Annotated in this window: 21 protein-coding genes; 16 read left to right on the top strand and 5 right to left on the bottom strand. The window is 62.7% G+C overall.

Translation table 11 applies throughout. The features are described 5' to 3' along the window. Nucleotides 1–209 precede the first annotated feature (209 nt). The gene (locus tag M0639_RS29865; protein ID WP_064075407.1) at nucleotides 210–1,439 is read left to right on the top strand and encodes an IS110 family RNA-guided transposase; all 1,230 of its coding nucleotides are present in this window, start codon (nucleotides 210–212) and stop codon (nucleotides 1,437–1,439) included. Between the two features lie 103 nt (nucleotides 1,440–1,542). On the opposite strand, the gene M0639_RS29860 is transcribed toward M0639_RS29865, so the two are convergent. Together M0639_RS29860 and M0639_RS29855 are read right to left on the bottom strand one after the other, a co-directional pair. Then, a complete protein-coding gene (locus M0639_RS29860) occupies nucleotides 1,543–1,791 on the bottom strand; it encodes a plasmid partition protein ParG (RefSeq protein ID WP_064075406.1) in 249 nt (82 codons plus the stop codon). Beyond that, entirely contained in the window at nucleotides 1,788–2,378 is a 591-nt protein-coding gene (locus M0639_RS29855) for a ParA family protein (protein WP_003941234.1), read from the bottom strand. Before M0639_RS29855 ends, M0639_RS29860 begins: the two co-directional genes overlap by 4 nt. Before the next feature lie 499 nt (nucleotides 2,379–2,877). On the opposite strand from M0639_RS29855, the gene M0639_RS29850 reads away from it, so the two are divergent. Together M0639_RS29850 and M0639_RS29845 are read left to right on the top strand one after the other, a co-directional pair. Beyond that, on the top strand, nucleotides 2,878–4,317 hold the full coding sequence (locus M0639_RS29850) for a cytochrome P450 (protein ID WP_082893298.1): 1,440 nt from the start codon (nucleotides 2,878–2,880) through the stop codon (nucleotides 4,315–4,317). A 109-nt stretch (nucleotides 4,318–4,426) separates the two neighbouring features. After that, nucleotides 4,427–5,416, top strand: a complete 990-nt coding sequence (locus tag M0639_RS29845; protein WP_231914976.1) for a GAF domain-containing protein — start codon at nucleotides 4,427–4,429, stop codon at nucleotides 5,414–5,416. A 10-nt stretch (nucleotides 5,417–5,426) separates the two neighbouring features. On the opposite strand, the gene M0639_RS29840 is transcribed toward M0639_RS29845, so the two are convergent. The 3 genes from M0639_RS29840 to M0639_RS29830 all read right to left on the bottom strand — a co-directional run bounded on the left by M0639_RS29840 (nucleotide 5,427) and on the right by M0639_RS29830 (nucleotide 7,856). Further along, complete coding sequence (locus M0639_RS29840) at nucleotides 5,427–6,533, bottom strand: replication protein (protein ID WP_082893297.1); 1,107 nt, start codon at nucleotides 6,531–6,533, stop codon at nucleotides 5,427–5,429. A gap of 433 nt (nucleotides 6,534–6,966) precedes the next feature. Beyond that, nucleotides 6,967–7,263: a hypothetical protein gene (locus M0639_RS29835; RefSeq protein ID WP_230793364.1), complete on the bottom strand. Its 297-nt coding sequence runs from the start codon at nucleotides 7,261–7,263 to the stop codon at nucleotides 6,967–6,969. Between the two features lie 98 nt (nucleotides 7,264–7,361). Then, nucleotides 7,362–7,856 (bottom strand): helix-turn-helix domain-containing protein, encoded by a 495-nt coding sequence (locus M0639_RS29830; protein WP_064075403.1) that lies wholly within the window; start codon nucleotides 7,854–7,856, stop codon nucleotides 7,362–7,364. Nucleotides 7,857–8,426: 570 nt separating this feature from the next. On the opposite strand from M0639_RS29830, the gene M0639_RS29825 reads away from it, so the two are divergent. The 13 genes from M0639_RS29825 (at nucleotide 8,427) to M0639_RS29765 (ending at nucleotide 20,465) form a co-directional block, all read left to right on the top strand. After that, entirely contained in the window at nucleotides 8,427–8,795 is a 369-nt protein-coding gene (locus M0639_RS29825; protein ID WP_156525086.1) for a hypothetical protein, read from the top strand. A 102-nt stretch (nucleotides 8,796–8,897) separates the two neighbouring features. Beyond that, nucleotides 8,898–10,097 (top strand): insoluble domain protein, encoded by a 1,200-nt coding sequence (locus M0639_RS29820; protein WP_231914977.1) that lies wholly within the window; start codon nucleotides 8,898–8,900, stop codon nucleotides 10,095–10,097. 109 nt (nucleotides 10,098–10,206) lie between these two features. Further along, entirely contained in the window at nucleotides 10,207–11,136 is a 930-nt protein-coding gene (locus M0639_RS29815; RefSeq protein ID WP_156525084.1) for a DUF8176 domain-containing protein, read from the top strand. 71 nt (nucleotides 11,137–11,207) lie between these two features. Continuing rightward, nucleotides 11,208–12,872, top strand: coding sequence for a cutinase family protein (locus M0639_RS29810; protein ID WP_231914978.1), 1,665 nt, complete (start codon nucleotides 11,208–11,210; stop codon nucleotides 12,870–12,872). 94 nt (nucleotides 12,873–12,966) lie between these two features. After that, entirely contained in the window at nucleotides 12,967–13,623 is a 657-nt protein-coding gene (locus tag M0639_RS29805) for a hypothetical protein (RefSeq protein ID WP_064075400.1), read from the top strand. A 45-nt stretch (nucleotides 13,624–13,668) separates the two neighbouring features. Then, the gene (locus M0639_RS29800) at nucleotides 13,669–13,974 is read left to right on the top strand and encodes a hypothetical protein (RefSeq protein ID WP_003941225.1); all 306 of its coding nucleotides are present in this window, start codon (nucleotides 13,669–13,671) and stop codon (nucleotides 13,972–13,974) included. A 7-nt stretch (nucleotides 13,975–13,981) separates the two neighbouring features. Next, on the top strand, nucleotides 13,982–14,257 hold the full coding sequence (locus M0639_RS29795; RefSeq protein WP_064075399.1) for a hypothetical protein: 276 nt from the start codon (nucleotides 13,982–13,984) through the stop codon (nucleotides 14,255–14,257). A 14-nt stretch (nucleotides 14,258–14,271) separates the two neighbouring features. Further along, nucleotides 14,272–14,910, top strand: a complete 639-nt coding sequence (locus tag M0639_RS29790; RefSeq protein WP_064075398.1) for a DUF8175 domain-containg protein — start codon at nucleotides 14,272–14,274, stop codon at nucleotides 14,908–14,910. After that, entirely contained in the window at nucleotides 14,907–15,719 is an 813-nt protein-coding gene (locus tag M0639_RS29785; RefSeq protein WP_064075397.1) for a DUF8175 domain-containg protein, read from the top strand. The genes M0639_RS29790 and M0639_RS29785 overlap by 4 nt, the downstream gene beginning before the upstream one ends. Then, complete coding sequence (locus tag M0639_RS29780) at nucleotides 15,707–17,272, top strand: TrbL/VirB6 family protein (RefSeq protein ID WP_064075396.1); 1,566 nt, start codon at nucleotides 15,707–15,709, stop codon at nucleotides 17,270–17,272. Before M0639_RS29785 ends, M0639_RS29780 begins: the two co-directional genes overlap by 13 nt. Nucleotides 17,273–17,315: 43 nt before the next feature. After that, on the top strand, nucleotides 17,316–18,059 hold the full coding sequence (locus M0639_RS29775) for a hypothetical protein (protein WP_064075395.1): 744 nt from the start codon (nucleotides 17,316–17,318) through the stop codon (nucleotides 18,057–18,059). Then, nucleotides 18,056–19,555: an SCO6880 family protein gene (locus M0639_RS29770; protein ID WP_230793374.1), complete on the top strand. Its 1,500-nt coding sequence runs from the start codon at nucleotides 18,056–18,058 to the stop codon at nucleotides 19,553–19,555. The genes M0639_RS29775 and M0639_RS29770 overlap by 4 nt, the downstream gene beginning before the upstream one ends. Nucleotides 19,556–19,571: 16 nt before the next feature. Further along, nucleotides 19,572–20,465, top strand: coding sequence for a hypothetical protein (locus tag M0639_RS29765; protein ID WP_248671231.1), 894 nt, complete (start codon nucleotides 19,572–19,574; stop codon nucleotides 20,463–20,465). Nucleotides 20,466–20,471 lie beyond the last annotated feature (6 nt).

Raw genomic sequence — 20,471 nt, 5'->3', positions numbered from 1 at the left:
GACGTGGTGAAATGTCGTGGTACGAGCCCGCCACAGGGTCGATCTCTTCTTCTGCATTCCCGAGCCGTGAGCTCTTCGGCAGATCGAGTGCCCTGCGGTGCGCTGGTGACACGAACGGCTGGTGAGATGACGGACCGTCGAGTCCTGCAATTAGGTCGCCGCGTGCACCACACGGGTTCGCAACCTGCACATCGACACTGGGAGGCGCGGTGGGACTGTACTGCGGAATCGATTGGGCCGAAAACCATCACGACTTCGCAATCCTCAACGACCTGGGCGAAGTCGTGAGCCGGGGACGAGTCGACAACGACGCCGCCGGGTTCGCCCGACTGCTCGAGGCATTCGCCGAAGCCGGCGACACCGCCGAAAACCTGATCCCGGTCGGGATCGAAACCGACCACGGCCTGTGGGTCGCCGCACTCCGAGCAAGTGGCCGGGTGATCTACCCGATCAACCCACTCGCCGCCTCCCGGTACCGGTCCCGGCATTCGGTCTCCGGATCGAAATCCGATTCCGCCGACGCGGTCATGCTCGCGAATATCGTGCGCACCGACGCCACCGCACACCGTCCGTTGCCGGCCGACACCGACAGCGCTCTGGCCATCCGGGTTCTCGCCCGCGCCCAGCAAGACGCGGTCTGGTCCAGGCAACGCTTCGGCAACGAGGTCCGCTCGCTCCTCAAAGAATATTTCCCGGCAGCGTTGACCGCGTTTCAATCCCTCGAAGACGGACTGACCCGCCCTGATGCCCGAAGCGTGCTCGCTGCGGCTCCGACCCCGACCGCAGCTGCCGCCCTGACCCGGCCCCAACTTCGGGCGGCGCTCAAGAGAGCGGGACGCTCCCGATTCCTCGACCGAGACGTCGAACGACTGCGGGGCATCCTGCGCACCCCGGCGCTTCGCCAGCCACCGCAGATCGAAGCAGCGATGGGAATCAGTCTGATGGCCCTGTTGCGGCAGTTCGACGCTGCCTGCGCAGCCGCCGAGACCCTCGCCGCACACGTCAGCGTGCTCTTCTCCGAACACCCCGATGCGAAGATCATCACCAGCTTCCCCGGGCTGGGGCCACTGGCCGTGGCCCGAGTTCTCGCCGAGATCGGTGACGACCGGAACAGGTTCGCCACCGCGCGTGGCCTCAAGGCCTACGCCGGCGCCGCCCCGATCACCCGTGCCAGCGGGAAAAAGACCTTCGTCCTGCACCGGCACGTCAAGAACCGAAGACTGGCTGCAGCAGGAACGATCTGGGCGTTCAGCGCCCTCCAAGCGTCCCCCGGAGCCAGGCGACATTTCGATGCCCGACGCGCAGGCGGGGACTGGAACCACCAAGCTCAACGACACCTGTTCAACCGATTCCTCGGCCAACTCCACCACTGCCTCATCACCCGCGAATTCTTCGACGAATTGCACGCATTTCCACCTCCCCTCCCGATCGCGGCTTGACTCCTACACCCCGTGAGATGTCTTCCAGGGGTTTCCCGGTCTGGAGCCTCGTCGGGTGCAACCGGCGAGGCTCCCTTTGTTTTTGCGCAATAGCGTCACGGGGTTATGAGCGACCACTGTTCGCGTCGGTCCACTGCTCGATCATTTCCTCGACCACGTCGCGCATCTTCTTGCCGCTTCCTGCAACGGCAGCTTTGAAGCGTCGGTGCAGTTCAGCGTCGATCTGGACGGTGAGTTTTGTGCGGTCTGCGTCCGGTTCGACGAAGCTGGACGTCACTGAGGGCGGCGCGATGGGTGGCGCGGACTTGCGAGGCCCGAGCGTCGGTGTCGTCTTTGCCTTGGGGATGCTCATGCTGTCAGGGCCTCTGTGATCTCGTCGACGACGTCGGAATACCCTTCGTCGTGCTTGGGGGTAGTGCCGAATGTTGACCGGATGCGCTCGCGCATGGGGATGACGGTGTCGAATCGGGCTGCGTCGTTGCTGTCGAACGCTGCCTTGGCATCTTCGAGCAGGTTCGTTCCGAGACGTGCGGAGGTGATGAGGATTCCGTATGGAAGGCGGCCCTGCACCGAGGGCAGTGTCTCCCAGACTCTGGCGGTGTCGAGTCCTGTAGCGGCCGTGGGCATTATGACGAAGTTGGACGCCCCGATTGCAGCGTCGATAACTTGCCCGTCACCGGGCGGGGTGTCGATGATTACTACCTGGTCGTCGCCATCGGTGGCGTACTTCACCAGGCGTTTCATGTTCACGACATGCACTGGGAACGGGAGTGGATCTCCAGCCTCCGTAGCGCGATCAGCCCAGTCGGTTGCTGAACCCTGTTTGTCCAAGTCGAGGACGACAACCTTCCTCCCCCGATTATGAAACGCGAGCGCAAGGTAGATCGCGCTCGTCGTCTTGGCCGTTCCGCCTTTGGTGTTGACCAGACTGATGATCATCGAGAAGCGCCCTTTCGCTCGTTTACAGCTTGCCAGTTTTACAGTTTGCAGCTTTCTGAAAAGCTGTAAAAACAGTTACCTGTAAAACAGGTTTCCAGCTTGCCATTTAGCCGCATACCCACTTAGCCGGTTTGCCAGGCAACCGGCTTGCCGTCTACCTGTAAGAGCAGCATACCGGTTTGCCGGATAGCTGTCTATACGGTTTTACAGCTTACCGGTTTTCCGTTATGACATTTACCCACTTAGCCGTAAAGCTGTATAACTGTTTTCCTGAAATGGAAATCGTGCAAAATGCCAGCTCAGAGGAACTTCTAGTAGTGGCAGGGGAGTGGAGAGATAAGAGAACCAGACATTCGACATCCGCAGTACGACGGGTACGGTCCTTGGTTCGCCCGTTCCGTTGGCCTTGTTGCTCCATCTTGGATGGCAACTTTGCGTCCCATCGCGCATTTTGCGTCGCGGCGGACTCCGTTCGGAAACTGATGCAAGACTGTCCACCATGTCTTCCGACAAGTGCCCGTATCCGAGCAGTGAGACACCGACCAGTGAGGTCGCGGTCAATCCAGTCCTTGATTTCGAGTCGATCCCCTCCCCGGCCTGGCGGCTACCTGTACTGGGGGACTTGCTCAGTGTCGACTCGGAGAAGCCGGTCCAGAAGGAAATGGTCATGGCTTCGAGGCTGGGGCCGATCTTCGAACGCAAGATCATCAATCACCGACTGACCGTGGTCTCCGGGGTGGAGTTGGTTGCGGAGGTCAACAACGAGGCATTGTGGGCGAAATCGGTGGGTCTGCCGATTCGAAAGCTGCGTGCAGTCGCGGAAGACGGCCTTTTCACCGCTTTCAACTCCGAACCCAACTGGCAAAAGGCGCACAACATCCTCAACGCCGGGTTCAGCCAGGCAGCGTTGCGTAAGTACCACCCGTCGATGCTGCGAGCTTTGGACGGACTCACGGCAGCGTGGGATGCGTCCGCGGCCGCCGGCAGAAAGATCGATGCCACCGCTGATGCGAACAAGCTCGCTCTGGACGTGATCGGCCTAGCTGGCTTCGGCTACGACTTCGCGTCCTTCGATGGCGACGAGCACCCGTTCGTCGGTGCGATGTCGAGGGTTCTCGAGCACGTGAACCGCACCTCCAACGACATTCCATTCCTTCGTAAATTGCGCGGAAACGGCGCTGAACTGCAATATAAGAAGGACATCACGTTTGTTCGGACGGTCGTCGACGACGTGATCGCCGAACGACAGGCAAAGCCGGGGGAGCATCAGGACGATTTGCTCGACCTGATGCTCAACAACACCGACGACGAGACGGGCGAGAAGCTGGACCCGGTGAACATTCGGAACCAGGTCCTGACGTTTCTCGTCGCTGGAAACGAGACAACCGCCGGCACTATCGCCTTCGCGCTGTACTTCCTGGCTCTGCATCCCGAGATCGCCGACGCTGCTCGTGCGGAGGTCGCGGACATCACTGGTGGTGAAGCACCGGCCTTCGAAGACGTGGCCAAAATGCGGTACCTACGCCGAGTCGTCGACGAGACGCTTCGCCTGTGGCCGAGCGCTCCGGGATACTTCCGCAAGGTCCGAACTGACACGACTCTGGGTGGTCGCTACGCGATGCCGAAGGGATCATGGGTATTCGTCCTCCTCCCACAGCTGCACCGCGACCCGGTCTGGGGTGAGAATCCAGAATCCTTCGACCCGGACCGCTTCAAACCTGAGAATGTGAAGAAACGCCCAGCTCACGCCTACCGCCCTTTCGGAACAGGACCAAGGTCCTGCATCGGTCGGCAGTTCGCTTTGCACGAAGCGGTCCTGTCGTTGGCAACCATATTGCAGCGCTACAGCTTTCAATCGGATCCGGAATATAAGTTGGACGTCCGCGAAGCGCTGACGCTCAAGCCAGTCGGGCTCGAGCTCTCCTTGCAACGTCTGTAACGCCGAGTACGCTACTGGCCGGTAGTCTGCCGAGTTGCCGTAATTGTCCGGGTTTTCCCGGGTGGGGCAGCTCCCGCGGGGGCGGGTGGCAGCGGTAAGCGAGGTGTCTGTGAACGAGTGGCATTTGATCGAAACGCTGGGGAAGAGTCCGACCGTCGTCAGCGTCGGTGGCAACGTCAAGAACTGGGCAACCACCAAACGGCTCTCGCCGAGCGCGGACGTGCGAATCGACCCGATCATCGAGCAGGTTCGGAGCAGTAGAACCAAGATCGTCCTGCCGGCCCTCGACAGCGCCCGCGACCAGCGGAGCTACCGAATCGAATGCCTTCCTGTTGTCGGTCCGACAGGCAAGGTTCACGCTGTTCAGCTGTGGATCGGCGACCCCGAAGTCCCACCGGTACCGCCGCGAATCGTGTCCGGGTTCTCCTGGCTGCTCGATCGTTTCGTCATCGCACAAACCCTCGAAGCTGCGCTGATGTCGGGAGTCAAACCCGAGGATCACGTTCCGGAGCGCACGCCTGCGGAGTATTACGCGAAGGCGATCAAATTCGACGATTCGGAGGCCATGCTCGCGGCCGGCCTCAATCCGGTCGACGATCAGACCTTCGACGCAGATATGAGTGTCCTGCACGCGGACGGCCGCGTGATGCGTTGGCATATGTGGGCGCGGGGGTGCGTAGAGGAAGGCGAGCGCGGGTTGCGGTTGCTCTGGCACGACGTGACCGATACGACGCCGCCGCGCCGGCCGACACTCGCTGAGTTGGGGTTGCAGGAGAGCGTGAAAGATTCAGGCATCTACACCGCAGTGTTCTGCACACAGACCGCTGTGTTGGCGTTGTGGTTGCCCGAACCAGCGCCGTGGGTGAAGTGGCGCGACATTCCTGGCGCGAACCAGGTCATCCACGCCGACGATCGACATCTGTTGTCTTCGGCCCAGGACAAGTTCAATCTGGGTTCGACCGATCCGGTCCACGTCGTGGCTCGTCTTCGGACTGAAAATGATGACTGGCGCCCTTCGACCCTGCGGATCAGCCCGTATCCAGGACCTTTGACCGAGCGTTTGGCGATCGTGCAGATTTCTCCGCTCACAGAAAGCTGATCGCGGCTGCTCACTGCGGTCCGAGGTCGCGTAGATGCGTGATCCACACAGGCTGCGCGGCGTTCTCACGAGCTGAGGTATCCACCTTGCGGCGGTGAGCCGTATCGGCGGCTCGACGAGCAACGAAACGCGCTGCTTGGCGGCCGGGGGAGTCCTCGGGCGCGGCCCATGCGTAGCGTTCTCGCTCCATCTCGAACTCGGCGGACTGGCGTTCACGTTCAGCTTTCTCCTGGTCAGCGGCAATCTGAGCGAGAACATGCGGCGCGAAGGCCAGATCCTGCTGCTTCATGAGCCAACGGATGAATGCGATGGGGTGCTTCGGGGTCGGAACCATGTTCTGGGCGTTCGCCCAGGCGTCGATCGTGTCGTTCAGATCCGTTGCGGTCCAACCGTGTGCGGCTGGTTCGGTCAGTGCCGATGCCCACCCTCGGGGGGTGTGCCGACGCGCCCAGACCGGCGTTCGCGGATTGCTGAGCCACTTGGATGCAAGCAACAGGCCCTTCCGGATGGCTTCAACCTTCTCGACCTTGGCCTTGGACTCCTTGCGCCGCGAAGCGGCTCGTTTATTCACAGATCCTTTTGTATTAAAAACCTCTCTACGAGAGCGAAGAGACAAAAGATGACCCCTACGGGGATGGGGTGCCATCTTTATGGATCCGTCCACGTAGACACGGGTTTTATCCACAGGCTTACGCGGGTGAAGTGCCCACACTGACGCCCATCCTCGGCCCTTGTCACCCACCCGGTACGAACCCTGTCGTTCACCCTTCTTCCTACGAAGCCGTCCACGGAAGACCTCGGTGGCCACTCGAAGCAGTTTCAGGGCCTGACGGGCACGCTGCACGGTTCTCTCACCCTTGCCCGTGCGTTCGACAGTCTTGTCGAGAGACAAACGCGATTCACGGCCAGTGTCGAACTCAGCGACTGACGCCATGACTGTGGCGACGGCAAGGAGAGTTTTGAGGCTGATTCCGCCGCCTGTCGTCTCGACCAGAGCGGGGCGAATGTTCTTGTATTCGGCCGTATATGCCTCGCGGACAACGATTTCCACCCAGTGTTGAGCGCCCTGCCAGACGGGGATGCCGTTGTATGCGCCGTCGCCAAGGTCGAGCCGCATCTGGCAGTACCGCCGGCACGCTTCTTTCGGCCCGCCAAGGGCCTTGATGAACATCGGCGTGAGCGATTGGCACTGATGCCCGCGTACGTGCCCACGGACTGTGTGGGGTGCGCGGGCTGTGCCGTACCGGCGTCGCGTGGGGCTGCTCCCGCAGTACGGGCGTTGTAGGGGAGTGTGCGTGTACTCCATCACCAAGACACGCGAATCAGTTATTGAAACTTCATCAGGGCGCGATGTACCCTGAGACCTGTCCAGCAAGACAGTCCCTTCGGGGAAGCGCAGTACCACCGAGAGCGCGAGTTACCAGCTCAACCTCTCACCCACTTCGGAAACCCTCGGCCTGCCCGCCGGGGGATTTTCGATTTCTAGGGGGTTCGTGCTACTGCAAAGCGTGTGAAATTGTCACGTATTCTCCTGCCGGAGAAGAGTTTCGCTATGCGGTCAGCGGCAGAACCTCCTCAGAATGCAGCTTCTGATCGAGTCCCAGGTCGAATAGAATTCCCTGGTCAAGCTCAACCACGAGTTCAGAGTGACCGGTTACCAGTGCCAAAACATCGGCCACGAGCTGGCTTTCCGAGCTGACGCCGGTCTTAGCCCGAAGTTCTTCGAGCGCCTGGGCCACGTCCACAGGCAGGCGTGTCGACACGCGAGTGCGATTGCCTTTACTTGGGTTAGGCATATGCCTCTCCTTTCGATCCTGCGCCTGAACGTGCGCCAGGTTCACCGCCATCTTGCGCCAAGTTGGCGCCAACTTCGGGGTGACACGCCGCACCGAATACTAGATCACTGAAAAATCCTATTCGGAGCGTGATTATGTTGCGTGATTTTCTACTTAGATTTCGCGCGTGTCTCGCGCGCCTCTCGGCCGCGCTCCCACGCCTCGAACACCAAGGACTTGTCGGCTCCGTAGAGGCCAGCGATTGCTTCCAGGCGGTCCTCGTTCACCGGCTTCATACCCTTTTCGATCTCGGCGAGCGAGGTAGGAGAGATGCTCAACTGCTCCGCCGCTTGTATCTGGGTCAATCCGGCACGTACCCGTAGATCACCCATTCGCAACCTGTTGTCCGGAATCGGGACCAGCACGCTGATCGACACGTCAAGCTCGTCGGCAATCTGTTTGAGCACAGGTGGAGCCGGCGTGGACCGTCCCGTTTCCCAATGAGAAACGGACTGGCGGCTGGACCCGATACGCACCGACAGATCGTCGGGCGTCAGCCCCGCTTTCACACGCAACTCACGGAGCCTGTCGGCCCGAAAGCCGCGCACTCCACTCCGTGGCACTTCATCAACTCCTGGGGTCAGATCGCCTGCTTGCTCGCTCATTCTTGCGCCTCCCTGGAGCGGTACCCGCCACTAGCCTGTGTTATCGTTGCGTGTTATTGTTGACAGCAATGCTAGCTCGGAGCGCCAGTGAGGATCGAGGTGAAGGCGCGTGTATAGGTTGCACAAACCAGCCGGTTTGCAATACGCTTCGAATGCGCTCCCTCCCGGGGGTTTCCTGGATCTTGTCGAGGTCGGTTCCAGATGCAGCACCACGCAAGTGGCACAGCCCTATTCAGGCGTGCCCACTTTCTCCCGGGCAGGGGCAGGCGACTTGATTATTTTTCATGCACAGAGCGGCATTCAGCCTGCTCGTGACATTCGACTCCACGACGAATACCGGCCAGATGTGAATCGGGCTGGCCCTTGTCGTGCAGAAAACCCCAGAAGCGGACTTGTGATTGGCGTCGCGTTCCGATCCTGGGGTTCTTTCCAGCCTGCAGTGCAACACACACAAAGGCGCCCAGACCGCAGGCTTCCGAGCATAAGCGATCTGGTTGAAATCGCAACAAGCCGGAGGCAGTCATGGGGAACAGCTCTGCTCAAAACACCCGCTCTGCCTGGATAACTCAGGTGGCGAACAACCCGGATTCCATTTACCAGGAAGTCGGGCAACTCGTCATGCCTGGATCCAGCACTGCCGCCCCGATCTCGGCCCATCGCCCAGCGCTGCATGAAGATGCGGCCGGTGAAGCACCCACCTCACTCTCCCTGCCCGGAGAGCGGGTGGGTGCGACTTCACTGAAGCGCTGTATTCCGTTGTTTGCCAGTGTCGCTCATCGCGCCGGCTGCAAGCCGGGCCATATATGCGTCAGCATCCCGGTTACTGGGTTCTTCGGCGTATGCGCCATGTGGCACACGCAACTGCACATCCTCAACCATCTTTCAACGCTCCGTGAAGGGGCTTTCGCCCCTATAACGATCCGGCCTTCCCGGCGCTGACGCGTCGGGAGCCACGGCCGCGTAGCTACTGCCGTGCTGGCTTCCGTTTCGTTTCCCGCCCGGTTTGTGGTTGCACCACAAACACATTGAAGGAGAGCAATTTTGACGAATCACCGTAATCGGGCCGGTAAGCACCGGGCCGCACAGCGTTCGGCAGTCGCCGGGGTCACGCTGACCGCACTGACCGCCCTGGTCGTAACGACATTCGGCGGTGCGGGTGTAGCGCTTGCCGATCCGGTCCAACCCGGCGTGAGCACTGAAGGCGTTCAGCCTGGTGTCACGACTGAAGGCGTTCAGCCTGGTGTGACAGCTCCTCCCGCTGCTCCAGTCGCTCCGCCGGTGCAGCAAACCGTGCCGGTCACCTGGGTGCCCTCCCCGGTGGAGTATCAGCAGCCGTACCAGCCGCGTCCCGGTTGGGACTACGAGACAGGCAACTACGACAACAGTCAGGACCCGGTCGCGCCGCAGGTCAACATTGCGGATTTGCACCTGCCGGTTCCGGTCGAAACCGCAACAGCTCCGATTGCTCCGCCGCCGGAAATGGGCGCTTTCGGAAACTTCATTTTCAAGAAGCCGAATTGGTGGACCACCGACACGCTTAATCGGGTCAGCGGCCAGTCGGCGGTCTGGCTTGCTCAGACGACCGACTTCTACCGATCCACCGGTATCCCGCTGGACACCGCACAGCAGATGGCGGCATCACAATTCACCGCTGGCGCAGTCGGTTTGACCGCTGGACTGGCCGCTTCCGCGCCGGTGCTTGCGGCGACAACGGCGATCGGTGCTGGCATCGGCGGCAATATCGGTCTGGCATTGGGCAACGCTCTCATCCCGATCCCCGGTGTCGGTTCCGTTCCGGGAACCGTAGTGGGAGCTGTCGCAGGCGGTGCAGTCGGTGCGGTTGTTGCAGCTCCTGTCGTAATCGCTTCTGGCGCAGTCGGAACCGCGATCGGCGTCGGCGTGGGTACCGCGTTCGGCGAAGGTGAAAACGGCCGTGAATCCGAGGTCGTCATCCCGGACATCGATCAGCCCGCCATCACCACTGAAACACAGAATGTTCTCGATTCGTGGTCGGCGTCGCCGCCGGTCGGCACTGCTGCCGCGGACGGGGTGCGCAACGCTGCCGCTGCCGCCCCGGCGATCGACACCCAGATCCGCGAGACGGTCTCGGCGCTGCCCGGCGGCGAGGGTGCTGTTGCGGCATTCGACCAGGCGGTCACTGATATCGCTGCGGCCACCGCTGTTCCCGGCCTGCCTATCTCGATGATCTCCGACGCGATCGGTGCCGGTATCCCCGCATAACCACTCGGTCAGGGGGCGCGGGATTCTCTCGCCCCCTGACTGTGTTCCCGCCACGGCGGGATAGCGCAACTGACTCCACCGCCCCACAGAAAAAGGAAAGGCGCAGATCGTGAGTGATTCGCAGCGTCCCCCCGTCGACGAAGAGGACTGGTTCAACTCGCCCCCGCCGCATGTGGGCGATTCGTCCGCGGTAGCTGCGACGCCGCCGCTGTCCGTCGTCTCTTCCATGCCCGAATCCGATGTGGATGAGGCCGAGGACGATTGGTTCTCTACCGTGCCGGAATCCGCAGATCAGGACCTCGATGGGGGTACCGATCTGGATCCGCCCGGGACCTCCGAATCCTTCGCAGATGACGAGCGTCCGGCGAGGGATGACGACACCGATCAGTTTCCGGTGACTCCTCCCATGCCGTCGACGCAGTTCCTTCCAAGGTCTCCTGCCGGGGCTGCTTCCGCGCCGGAGCAGAAGTCCTCGTGGTTCCGCAGTCATCGCAGCGCCGTTGCTGTCGGTGGCGCAGTGGCGACCGTCGTCGTGCTCGGCGTCGGGGCTGCACTGGCGTTGTCGGGTCTGTCGAGTGGGGAGGAATCGCCCACTCCGATCACCGATCTCGCGTCCTCGGCTGTGCCGCCGTCTTCGCTCACCACGACAGCTGCTCCCGTCGCGGCGAATTCGTGGTGCACCGGCTTTTCTCCTCGCGAGCTGGCCACCCCCGAATCCTCGGATGCCGGTATGTCGGCGATCGCCAGCTTCCAGACCGCGTTCTATTCGGGTGATGCAGCGAAGGCTCGCAGCTTTGTCGCCCCCGACAACTCGATTGGATCAGTCGAACAGCTCACGAACGGCTTCGCTCAATTGCCCGCAGGGTCCGAGCAGTGCGTGCTTGCCGCGCCTGTCGGCAACGGCCGTTACGAGGTCGACCTCTACGAGCGTCATCCCGACGGATCGAACGTCAAGTACCGCCAGACGGTCGTCACGACCGGCGCCCCGGACGGTTCCGGTGCCCGAATTGTTGCCATCAATCCCAGGGAAGGGCAGTAGAAATGCACATTCATTCACTCACGCTTAGGCGGTCGTCCGCGACGGCTGCGACTGCGGTGATGCTGATCGCGATGGCTGGTACCAGCGCCGCAAACGCGCAAACACCGACCTCCACTCCGACGCCGTCCTCGACAACCACCACGTCGTCGACGACTTCTGCCTCTGCTGCGGATTCGGGGTGCACACCGCTGCACCTGCTGTTGGTCAACGGCACGACAGACAGTTCCCCGGACGCACCGACCGACACGGACGGCGGGTTCTTTTCCCAGGTCGCCATCCCTGCGCTGGTGGAAGCCAACGGCGACAACGGCAAAAAGGGCGTCATCGACCGCTCCTACGTGAACTACTCGGCGAGCTTCGGTGGCAAGCCTGGTGATCAGTCCAAAGACACGTACGAGCAGTCGGTGCAGATGGGAATCACCAACGCCACGGCGATGCTCACCGATCTGGCGAGCAAGTGCCCGGACACTCACGTGTTCGTCGGTGGCTACAGCCAGGGTGCACAGGTCGCGTCCGCGCTCTCGCGTGAGATCGGAGCAGGCGAAGGACCTATCTCTGCTGATCGGTTCGCCGGTGCCGCACTCTTCTCGGACCCGACCCGCCCGGCCGGTTCGCCGGTGTTCGCGTCGTCGTCTCAGACCGCCCCGGCGGCCGCACCCGGCGCCAAGGGCGACTCGGTCGAATCCGTACAGGTCGCAGCGACTGCGACTCCCGCCGGTGGCGGCATCGCCCCGGAAACGACGGGGGAGCGGTCCTTCGGCAAGGTTGCCGACCGTGTCGCTTCCTTCTGCACCGCAGGTGATCTGGCGTGCGACACTCCCGCTGACGCACCGTTGGCACGAATGGTCGCCAACATAGCCGGTCAGTCCAGCATGGACACCCAGGACCCGGTATCCATCCTGACGAGTGTCGGTACCGCGCTCGGGCAGTCTGTGATCTACACCGGTGCATCCGTCGTCAACGACAACATCAACTTCGACTCCAAGGCAGGCGCTTTCACTGTCAAGGACTCGAGCACAACGGTTCTCAATCGAATGGTCGCCTACAGCGACCCGTCCAAGCGCCAGGACGGCATCAGCGAAGCGGTAGCTGCGGTGACGAAGATTGCCGGCATGGGCATCGCGGCGGCCGTGACGGTGGCCAAGGACGTTCTCTCGCCACAGTCCATCACGCAAATCGCTGCCGCTGGTGTTGCCGGACCGCAAGCCGCTATCGGTGTGCTCGGCGCGAAGGTGCTCAATGCGACGGTCAAGCTGGTTCCGCCGGCCACCATCGACAAGACTGTCAGCCTTGCATTCAATGAGGTCAAGTCCGGTTTCGCGGATAACAAGGGCCTAGCGAAGATGGCGACCGATGCGGCGTACTGGGACACGATCGCCAAGCACGGCAGCTACACCACCACCCCCGTGGGGACAGGCGGTCAGACGCCAGTGGAGTTGGCGACGGACTGGATTCTCGCTCTCGCTCACGATCTGACCGGCGACCAGGTGGGCGGCAACGCGCCGCGCTCACTCGATCAGAGCGGGCCACTACTTGCTGCACTCGGACAGCAAAGCCGTTCGGCCAGCGAGATTCTCGGCTCCCGCACCACCACCACCGGCACGATGACGTCTCCGACTACGACGACAACTGGCGCGACGACGGCAACGACCACCGCGACCAGCAGCCCCGCTGCTAGTTCGTCGGTCGCTACATCAACGACCGCCGCGACACCCACTCAAGCCGGAATCAACTGATCCGCAGGTGAGGGGCACGCTCTCGTGTCCCTCACCTGAGCAGGTTGTTCGCGGTGGTGGTGGCACCACCACCGTTGATGGAAGGAAACCGAAGATGGCTTCACCTCTCGCTCGTGAGGGCGTTCCGGGTAACGACCCCGACACCGGGGCCGGCCGGATCGTCGTTCCCGCCGGTCTGCGAGTTCCACCACCCGAGTCGCGTGCTCCGGTGTGGGACGAAGCGATAGCGACAACCGCTCCGCGTCCGGCGTTTTGGTTACTCGGCGCACACGGCGGTGCCTGTGTGTCGACATTGACGCGAACCTGGGCGCCGGCCGGTGACTCTCGTCGGGGATGGCCGGCCGCCGATCGCTATCGCGGTGTCGTAATCGTCGCCCGCACCCACCGTGAGGGACTGCAAAGCGCTCACGAACTGCTCTTACAGGCAATCGCGGGACTGAGCGGAGACTGCGCCCTACTCGGACTGCTCACCGTTCCCGACGCTGACGGCAAGTTGCCTGCCACTTTGCGGCGTCAACTCGACGTCGTCGAGTCGGCTGCCCCGCAGTTCTGGCGACTGCCGTACCTGCCGAGCTACCGCACGTTGACCTACTCGCAGATGCCGGTGTGGTCGCCGAGCGATCCTCCTCCACCGCCCGGATCGAAATTGCGGCGCACGGACCCCACCGCATACCCGGATCCCAAACTCGCCGAGATCGGCGCGGAAATCTTCGCCGCGGCACGGCTCGCCGCAGCCCAACAAGCCCCCTGAATTGCTCCACCTCGAAGTAACCCTCACCAACAGAAAGGCACCATCATGGTCGCATTCCTCTCCTCCGCCCAGGTGGCGTATCACGCTGCCAGCGTTGATGTTCTGGCACAGATCGGCAACGAAACTCCACAGCCAATTCCAGGTGTGGAGAAGTTCGGCCTACTGATGTCCTGGCTCAAGTACGGCGGCATCTTCCTCACCGTCTGCGGCCTGATCGTCGGCGGCATCATGCTCGCGATGGAACGCAACGGCACCCGCGACGGAGATGGCAAAGCCAAGATCATCGGCGCCATGATCGGCTCTGTCGTCATCGGCCTCGCCCCCGCTGTGATCAATCAACTCGCGAGCTGACACGACCATGCGCACCGCACCGATATTGATCGCCCAGCCCCCATCCGATCGGCAACGACTGCCGACCGAAATGTGGGAGCCGTTGATGCTGGTACTGCGCTACGTGAGCTTCATCGGCATCTTCGCGTGCGTCGCCGCGCTCGTCGTCTTCGGGGCGATGCTCGGCTATCAACGCACCCATAACGCCGGCCAAATCCTCCAAGACAAAACCCTTGTCCGGATCTGCGCGTGCGCCGTCCTCGTTGGCTCGGCCGCCACCATCGGCAATCGCCTGATCGTCTAGAGAAAGAGAAAACCATGCGTACCATCGGTCGCCGCTCGGTAACCGCGCTCGCCCTGGCGGCGACCGTGCTCACCCTCTCGGCGGGATGTGGATCGGATTCCGACACATTCGATCCCGCACCCACTCCACTTGACACCATCAGCGCCCCAACGAATGTGAGCTGGGAAAGCTACAACGGCGTTCGCCTTCCGCGCTCACTGGCCGATGGGCCGAAGAACTCGTCGACGACGCCCTCCGGCTACTCCCAGTCCCCACAAGGAGCTGTGCTGGCTGCGATCCGGGGACAGGCGTACCTCGCACTGACCCCGGATGCGAACTGGGGAGAGATGGTCTCGATCGTGACCGCCCCCGGCCCCGGCCGCGATGAATTCGCCGCGAATCGAGCGTTGGTCTCGGTCACCGGCCCTGTTCCGGCTGAGCAAGCTCCGAAGTTCATCGCGTTCAAGGTCACCGACTACACGCCCGGTGATTCCGCTACGGCGGCCGTCGACGTAGTGCAGGAAATTGGTTCCCCACCAGCACTGTTCGTCTATCCCGTCGCACTGGAGTGGATCGGGGACTGGCGACTGGTCCTCCCCACGGCCGCAGAGAACATCGATGCCCGCGAGGTCGACAACCTCGACGGCTACACCCTGATCGAGGAGAAGAAGTGAACTCCAAACAGAAATGGTTGATCGGCGGAGCCATCGCCCTGGTTGTCGTACTGATTGCAGCGTCGTTCGCATTGTTCGCCGGCGACGACACCGAACCTGATGCCCCGACAGCCCAACCGACGACCCCAGCAGTGCCCACGCAAGGCAACAACGGAGGTACCGGATTCGCCGATCCTGCCACCGACACGTTCGGACGAAAGATTTACGTGCCGAACAACCCTGCCGGCCAAGCCCTCCCGCAACGAGATCCCGGCGCTCGGGTCGAGTGCGATCCCGGCCAGCTCCCCACGGCGCAGGGCGGGATGACGATTCAGCGCAACTTCGACATGGTGATGCTGTATTCGGAGACCGACGGCCCGGCCCGAGTCGACGGCGATCTTGCCCGCGGCTACAGCCACTCTCCGCAGGGCGCAGCTCTGGCGGCGTGGAACCTCTGGCACCGGATGCGCGAGGGCGGCGATGTCACCAAGCAGGTATTGCTCGAGCAGACCGTTCACGACGCGGCACTACAGAAAGAGCTGGAAACGAAGCCAGTTCCGCCAGGCCTCCGCACGGTGGAACAGAAACGTTCGATGGTCGCTCCGGATGGTTTCCGGATTCTGAGCTGCGATGACGATTTCGTCGTTCTCGAATATGCAGTGCGCCAAATCGCAGACGAGAACGGCGTATTGGCTGCCCCGCGTTGGGTGGGGATGCAGTGGTCGATGCTCTGGCGCGATGACGATTGGAAGATGCAGACCGCCGACGACTCGGGCAAGTCCGGCGCAGTTCACACCACACTCGATGGGTTTACGACATGGCAATTCTGAGACGACTTCTCGCGGTCGCGCTCGCTGCCGTGGCCTTGATGTTGGTCGGCGGCGGCATCGCCTTCGCACAGGACCGCCCCAGTGTTCCGCCGCCCAGTGAAGGTCCGGCACTGAACCTTCCGGTGCAGGACGGACAGAACGGCTTCCAGAAAACGTTCGAGGAGTGCAAGAACAACGTCCCCGACGACATGGAAGGTGTCGAGAAGTGGATGGACGAGCACATCGGATTCATCAACTGGGCCAACGAAGCAGCGAACAATGTCAGCTGCACGATGGACGCCACTGACGCTCATCCCGGCGACGCATTCTCGACCTTGCTGACCAACGCGGCGTCGACGTTCTGGGACGACCCGGTCGGCAAGCTCACCAAAGCCGTCATGGAAGGCAACGTCGCCGCGTTCTCCACGGTGATGACGTTCTGGATGTCGGTGCCGATTCCGGGACTGACCGGCGGAGAGGCGATGTCCGGCATCCGGAACCTCACGTGGGAGATCCAACTGGTGGCGTTCGTCATCGGCATGATCGTCGCGGCCGCGAAACTGGCAATCGCCAGGCAGCAAGCCGTTGCGGAAGGAGCGGACGAGACCGCGAAAATGCTGACGCGCACGGTGTTCTCGGCCGGGTTGCTCCCGACATTGGTGATCATTTTTCATCTCATCGGAGACGTGTTTTCCACATGGGTGCTCCAACAAGCCTCGGGCGGTGACCTCAACGCCAAGATCACTGGCATTGCGTGGGTAGACGAAAAGACAGGTCTGGGACCGGTTCTCGCGCTCGTGCTGACCGGGCTGGGATTGCTCGGGTCTGTCGCGCAGTTGATCGCATTGCTCGTGCGTGAAGCTGTGTTGGCCATCGTGGTCGGGTTGGCACCCGTGGCGGCTGCGCAGTCAGCCGCCGGCACGGGGCGTCAGAGCTGGTCCACGATGATGGGCTTCGTCATCGCGGCACTGCTGTTCAAGCCGGTCGCGTCACTCTTCTACGTGTTCGCGTTCTGGACAGCATCGTCGAACGTCGTGTCCTCGGCTGTCATCGGTTCCGTTCTGCTCGCAGTCGCCGGGCTCTCACTGCCCTCACTGATGAAGGCGATCGGCCCCGTCGACGCAGGCGGTGGTGGCGGCGCACAGCAGGCCGCCGCGATGGCAGGCGCTACCGGCGCGGTGATCGGCAGCGCGGCTGCGCTGGGCAGCAGAAGCGGTTCGAGCGGTGTCAAAGCTGGCGGTGCAGGCGGCGGCTCGGGTGGCGGCGGAGGCGGAGCCGCAGGCAGTAAGGGCTCGCCCGCGTCCGGCGCGAGGTCCTCGTATGGCGGACGTTTCAGCAGTGGAGGAGCCTCGGGAGCTCGCAGCGCCGCAGTAGCAGCAGGTCGTTCGCTCGGCCGGGTGGGAGCCGGTGTCGCGGGAGCAGTCGGAGCAGGTACGCGCACCGCTGCCACGGCTGCGGGAGCACTCGGTCGCGGCGCGGCATCAGCCGGCCAAGCCGCAAGCCAAGGCACGGCGGCGGCCGCGAACATCGCGAGCGGTGCAGTCGGCAACTACCACGGCCAGATCCCCCGATAAGGAGACCTCCCATGTCCACTCGAAATTCCGAAAGCGAGTCCGTATGAGCACCGCGATTTCTCCCCGTAAGTCCGTTGGTGATCGGTTTGATTCTCTGGCAGCCGTCTTCGTCAGTGACCGCGCTGTCGCGGTGGGCCGGGCCATCCGTGAAGCGTGGTGGTTCCTGTGGCCGGTCTTCTACTTCGCCGTACATGTTGTGCTGCTGACGTTCGTGCTCGGATTCTCGCGGTGGATCGCTCTGGACACCGTCCGCGAGGACATCTCGGAGGCCGGCACTTCGCATCCGACGTTGCTGGCTGTCTTTGATGCTTTCGACGGGGTGCTCCGGGCAGCGGAGGCGGTCGGCTCCAGCGGCGCGGCCGCCAGTTACGCCTTGTGGGTGGCATGGATATTTGCTGTCCTCGCGGTTGCCCTGTCCGGTGTCTCGATCCTGGTATCTCCGTCGTCGAACCGCGCTCCACGACTGAGCCGTTCGTGGGCGTGGTTTCCGCGCCGTGCGGTGCGGGAGATCTTCGCAGTACTGATCGCGTGCGCGATCCTCGCCCGTGTCGCGGGGGAGCCGAACTACCTCTTCAGCACGAAAATGTGGATGAACGCGGTCCTTCTCGCGCTGGTCATGTGGCTGACGGTGTTCGCCGAACAGCGATGGATGAGCACTGAACCGTCCTACGCCAGGATCACGCATCTGCCCGCAGCTCGGGCGGGTGTGACGTTCGGATCGACTGCACGTGCCGACTTGGCAGATGACGCCGTTACTGCATCGGTTGATCCGGAGGCGAACCGATGACCGCCGTGGCAGAGACGACGAACGACCGCCCGCTGTACGGATCGGGTTCGGTTCCGCAGCGGACCGGCATTTTCGGTTTGTCGATCTGGGCATCGGGCTTCGCCGCAGTCGGCTTCTTGGTCTCGCTGATCGTGGGCGTGACGTCAAACGTTCTGTACGGCTTCGCGTTGGCTGCCGTGTTCGCGGTGCTGATCGCTCCCTTGGTGATCCGGTGGGGTCATCGCTCTATGTACGAGGTGATGCAGTTGAAGATTCAGTGGTGGAAGCGTGTTGCTACAGGTTCGACGGTCTACCGGTCGGGGCCGACTTCGCGGATTCCCGGGGGCCGCTACCGCCTTCCTGGTCTGTTGGCGTCGACGACGCTTCATGTGGGCACGGATCGGTTGGGCAATCCGTTCGGAATGATCTACCGGCGCCGCGGCGCCGAGTACACGGTGATCCTCGAATGCTGGCCCGGTGGAGACGAAGCGTTGACGACGCCGGAAAAGGATCTGATGACCGCCGACTGGGGCGCATACCTGGCTGGTTTGGGTCTTCCCGGCGACATCGTCGCAGCGGTAGCAGTCGTCGAATCCATCCCGGCGACGGGATACCGGCTCTCACTTGAAGTCGAACAGTCCATCAAGCACTCCCGTTCGGAGCTTGCCTCGCAGATCCAACGCGAAGCGGCGGTCGAGTTCCCCTCGGGACGGTCACAAACCCTGTGCCGCTTGGCGATCACCTTCAAAGCCACGACGAAGGAACGGCGCACCGAGCCGGAAGAGATGGCTGCCGAGCTGGCCCGTCGTCTCCCCGCCGCGTACGAGGACATGCTCAACGCCGGTGTCGAAGCCTCCCCGATGTCGGCCGAACAGATCGTCTCCTTCGTGCACCGCAGCTACAACCCGTCCGCGGAGCGTGAACTCGAGGAACTCGAGATCCTCGACGAGCCCCACGGAATCGACTGGGAGGACGCCGGCCCGGCGTCTGCGCTCACGAAATGGGATCACTACCGCCACAACGGCGTCGTGTCAGTGGTGTACGAAATGAAGGCACCGCCGGAGTCTGTGTTCACCGACGAGGTCCTCAAGCCGCTGCTGCGGCCGCACGACGACCTCGATCGGAAACGTCTCACGATCGTGTATCGGCCGTTCTCGGCGGGAGATGCGACCAAGCAGGTGAACCGGGAGCACAAAGACGCACGTGCGGCAGTGAATCAGAAGTCGGGCTTGGTCTCCGCGGCCGCAGAGATGCGCGTCGAAACCACCGAGCAGGCCCGTCAGGAACAGGTCCGCGGTGCCGGTCTGGTGCGGTACTCGGCTCTGATGACGATCACTTGCGCTACGGCGACAGAGGTGCCGAATGCGTCCTCGATCCTCGAATCGCTCTCCGCCCGAGCGATGTTGAAGCTGGTTCGCGCATACGGAATGCAAGATGCCGCGTTCGCGGCAGGTCTCGGTGTCGGGGTGCTGTTGGGCGATCACACCACCACCTCGAAGATCGCCCGCAACGGCTGAGAGAAGAGGATTCGTCATGCAGTTCAAGACCGTGGACGACGTCACCGACGCCGAACTCGAAAACATCATCGGCAAGTGGGAATTCGCCGAACTCGAGGCCCTTGCCGAAGCGATCGACAACGGGTCGGTGTCAGCTCCGTTCCCGCTCACACACAAGGCTCGTGCGCTCAAGAAATGGCGCAAAGCCAACGAGGAACGCGACGACGCCGAAGACGAAAGTCCGGACCCGTCCTGGCGGCGGGCGTACCGCACACTGCCCCGGCGTGGGTTCCGCGACAGCTACCTCAGCAGTGACGGCGGCGGCGCGATGGAGACCGTGCTCGCCCCGATCGAGTACCAGGTCAGCACCATGCACGCGTGCGGCCTCAACCCATGGATGATCGGCGCCACCGCTCCCACCCTCGGGACCCCGATCGGAATGCACCAGCGCACCGGGGATTCCGCGTCCTGCGATGTACTGACGTGGTTCGCCGAAGGACTGATCACCAACCCATCCGCGTTCCTGCTCTCACTACCTGCTCTGGGCAAGTCCTCGTTCATTCGCAAGATGTTCGTCGGCGCGGTCGCCCGGAATCAGTGCCCGATCGTCGCCGGCGACATGAAGGGCGAGTACGTCGGCGCCACACAGGCGATGGGCGGTCAAGTCATCACTCTCGGCCACGGCAAGGGCCACCTCAACCCACTCTCGGCCGGCGCGATGGGCGCGGTCCTCCCGCGTCTCGAGCAGCATCTCGCCCGACTGCGCGCCGCAGAGGAGAGGGCCGCTGTCACCGGTCAACTGTTGCCTGCGACCGACCCGTTCTGTCAATGGCCACGAAGTTCTCCCCGTAGGCGGCCAGTAGTTCTCCCCGCTGGTGGCCACGGGTTCTCCCCGGTGGCGGCCAGTTGTTTTTCCCCACCCGCTTTCTGATTTGGG

Source organism: Rhodococcus qingshengii JCM 15477, assembly GCF_023221595.1.
Taxonomy (GTDB): domain Bacteria; phylum Actinomycetota; class Actinomycetes; order Mycobacteriales; family Mycobacteriaceae; genus Rhodococcus_F; species Rhodococcus_F qingshengii.
Note: the sequence above shows the minus strand (reverse complement) of the source record. Positions and strands in the feature narration are given on the sequence as shown.